The organism is Halomonas sp., assembly GCF_033549285.1.
Lineage (GTDB): Bacteria > Pseudomonadota > Gammaproteobacteria > Pseudomonadales > Halomonadaceae > Halomonas.
In genome coordinates this window covers 1-3043 of the sequence record NZ_JAWSUJ010000184.1, presented here as the reverse complement: position 1 = coordinate 3043, position 3043 = coordinate 1, and the positions used below count along the sequence as shown (strand labels likewise).

Annotated in this window: 2 protein-coding genes; both read right to left on the bottom strand. The window is 52.1% G+C overall.

Annotated elements, in window-relative coordinates; genetic code table 11:
- Nucleotides 1–307: 307 nt before the first annotated feature.
- Nucleotides 308–1342: a UDP-glucose 4-epimerase GalE gene (galE, locus tag SCI24_RS21210; protein WP_318727254.1), complete on the bottom strand. Its 1035-nt coding sequence runs from the start codon at nt 1340–1342 to the stop codon at nt 308–310.
- A gap of 31 nt (nt 1343–1373) precedes the next feature.
- Entirely contained in the window at nt 1374–2669 is a 1296-nt protein-coding gene (locus SCI24_RS21205) for a sugar transferase (protein ID WP_318727253.1), read from the bottom strand.
- Between the last annotated feature and the right edge of the window lie 374 nt (nt 2670–3043).

Here is a 3043-nt window from a genome sequence, read left to right as displayed (position 1 = left end):
GAATCTGGGTGCCGTCCATGCCATGCCTCCTGTCATCGTGGAGGTCATATCCTGGCTCAGCTCAGGGGGCGAATTCCACATCCGGCGTCGAAGAGCCGTTTTAAAGAACCGGAACCATTTCATGTGCCAACTATGTTGACAGACTCCGCTCCATGCCTGGCACAACGCTGGGCGGCACTGACGCGCCCCCTCGCCACTTTAGCCATAACCGGAACGACCCGATACATGGCTGAGCGAATGGCCATAGTGATGGGCATATCGCCTTGATTATAAGAAGCTTTTTCGAAAGCAGGCTCTTATCATAACGTCATCCTTTCTTGTACACCGCTGACTTATAGCCTTCGGGATTATTCACCTGCCATCGCCATGTATCCTGCATCATGACATCAAGGTCTCTCTGCGCTTTCCACCCTAGCTCACGCTCAGCCTTCGAGGGATCTGCCCAGCACTCCGCTATATCACCATCCCGACGGGGAGCAATTCGATAAGGAACATTACGACCCGAAGCCACCTCAAAGGCCTGAACCATCTTGAGCACGGAATACCCTTGGCCTGTTCCCAGATTCCAGATGCCGACCCCATACTGCCGAGCAATGGCCTGCATCGCGCATAGATGGCCATCAACCAGATCACTCACATGGATGTAATCACGTACGCCGGTACCATCTGGCGTCGGGTAATCGTTGCCATAGACAGCAAGCATGTCACGTCGACCGATGGCGACTTGAGAAATGAATGGAACGAGGTTGTTGGGAATGTCGTTGGGGTCTTCTCCGATCAGGCCACTCTCGTGGGCTCCAACCGGATTGAAGTAACGCAGCAGGGCAATCGACCAACGGGAATCTGCCTTGGCAAGATCCTTCAGCACCTCTTCCACCATCAGCTTCGAACGGCCGTAGGGGTTAGTAGGGGTCCCGGTGGGCAAACCCTCGTGGATGGGCATGGTTGCCACCTCTCCATACACTGTGGCTGAAGAACTGAACACCAGCCGCCTCACTCCAGCAGCGTCCATTGCCTGGCACAAGGTCAAAGTTCCACTAACGTTATTTTCGAAGTAATGCAGCGGCTGCTCGACACTTTGCCCAACCGCCTTCAGACCAGCGAAGTGCAGGACATCCGTGATGTCGTACTCAATAAATAGCCGATCCAGCAATGCACGATCAAGGATATCGCCTTCAATAAGTTTCACGGACTTGCCAGTGATGCTTTCCACCCGACGCAATGCTTCAGGGGAAGAATTCACCAAGCTATCCAGCACCACTACGTCATGATCGTGCTCCAGAAGTGAAAGCACCATGTGCGAGCCGATATAGCCGGCTCCACCAGTCACCAAAATGGTCATAAAAACCGTCCTTGTACAATCATCTTGACAATCACTTGGCCCCGAACCCCGTAAGGATGGTCTTAATCGTTTTGAAAACAATTAGAATATCCAGCCACAGCGAAAAATGCTTGATATAATAAAAATCATGCTGAATCTTGATACGTGTATCATCGGCATCGCTGGCATAGCCTTGCACCACTTGCGCCCAGCCTGTGATCCCCGGCTTAACGACATGACGGTAAATATAGAACGGTATCTCTCGCTCAAACTGCTCGACGAAAGCGCGCTGCTCTGGTCGTGGCCCTATCAGACTCATGTCGCCCTTGATGACATTAAAGAACTGGGGAAGCTCGTCAAGACGAGTCCTGCGAATGATCTTACCTACCCGGGTGACCCGCATGTCATCGGACTGGGCCAGTTTTGCACCATCTTTTTCAGAATCTCGGCACATACTGCGAAACTTATAGATTTTGTAGTCCTTATTGCCCTGACCAACGCGATTCTGAATGAAAAGGACTGGCCCGGGACTATCCAGCTTAACTGCGATGGCAGTCAACGCCATTAAGGGGATGGTAATGGGAGACGTTATCACTATTGCTGCAATATCGAAGCAGCGCTTGAAGAAGCTATAAATGCCAGAAGGCAGCAACGAACCGAAATCGTTTTCAGCGAGGTGCTCTATCTGCACTCTGCCCGTGATTGACTCGCTAATCTGCTTGACGTGGTAGACAGGAATATGACAAAGCGTACAGCGGGCCAAGAATCGCTCCCACTCAGGGGTTAGTTCATCAGATCGCAGGTCAGCCACAATGCCATCAACGCGAACTCCACATAGATCAGGAGAGCACAGCATTCTTAAATCGCCACTCTCGGCCAGTAGAAGATCTTTTGCTGCCCCAAATGGTACCACGCCGAGTTTCAGGCGACGATAACGTATTCCAATAAAATAACTCGCAAAGCACCATGTCAACGTCAACAGATAGCCAGAGAACAAAACTTGACGAGAATAGCCTTCCCGCGTAAAGAACAACAGAGCGATAGCAACCAAAAAAACGCTGGTTACCGTTGGCACGATATAAGAAACAATGTGCGCGCCCGGGAAGCGAAGCAGCCGTCGCTGAGTCAGGGTAATGGCGACAAAAGAGAGAGCAATCGCAAGCACTGTGTTGCTACGAACCTCATTCATGGCATACCAGTACCCCCACCCCCAGCGCTCCAGGCTTGGTAGCAGCAATACAAATAACAGCCCTACCAGAAGGTGAAAAGGAAGGGCTAGTAAGGCTTTTTCGTACCACCGTGAGTGGCGACGTTCGTATGGGTATGTCACTTCCATGCCTTTATTCACTTTTCGCGTCCTATTACATAGTACATCAGGATCGAATCCTTGTCGGCCCTCGGCGAGACCCGATTTTGCCCAGCTATCACAATGTGCATGACGAGTTGCGCTCTCGGCTATGTGCCGGATCCCGTGGGATCATCTTCCGCTAGGCACGGATTGACAGCTAGTCGATCCCCTTCGTATCAAAACGGGAAGATTGCTGGCGTAAGCACCAGCACGCTTATCGAATAGGTCACACTCACCGGTTCTTCGTCACTTTACGTGGATTTGGCCTGATCAAGCAGACGCCCCACGGGGCTGCCGATCAGGTAGATCATGGCGATGAAGTTGGCCTCGTTCCGGTAACCGCGTGCGCGTGACCGAGCCGCCTGGAACAGGCC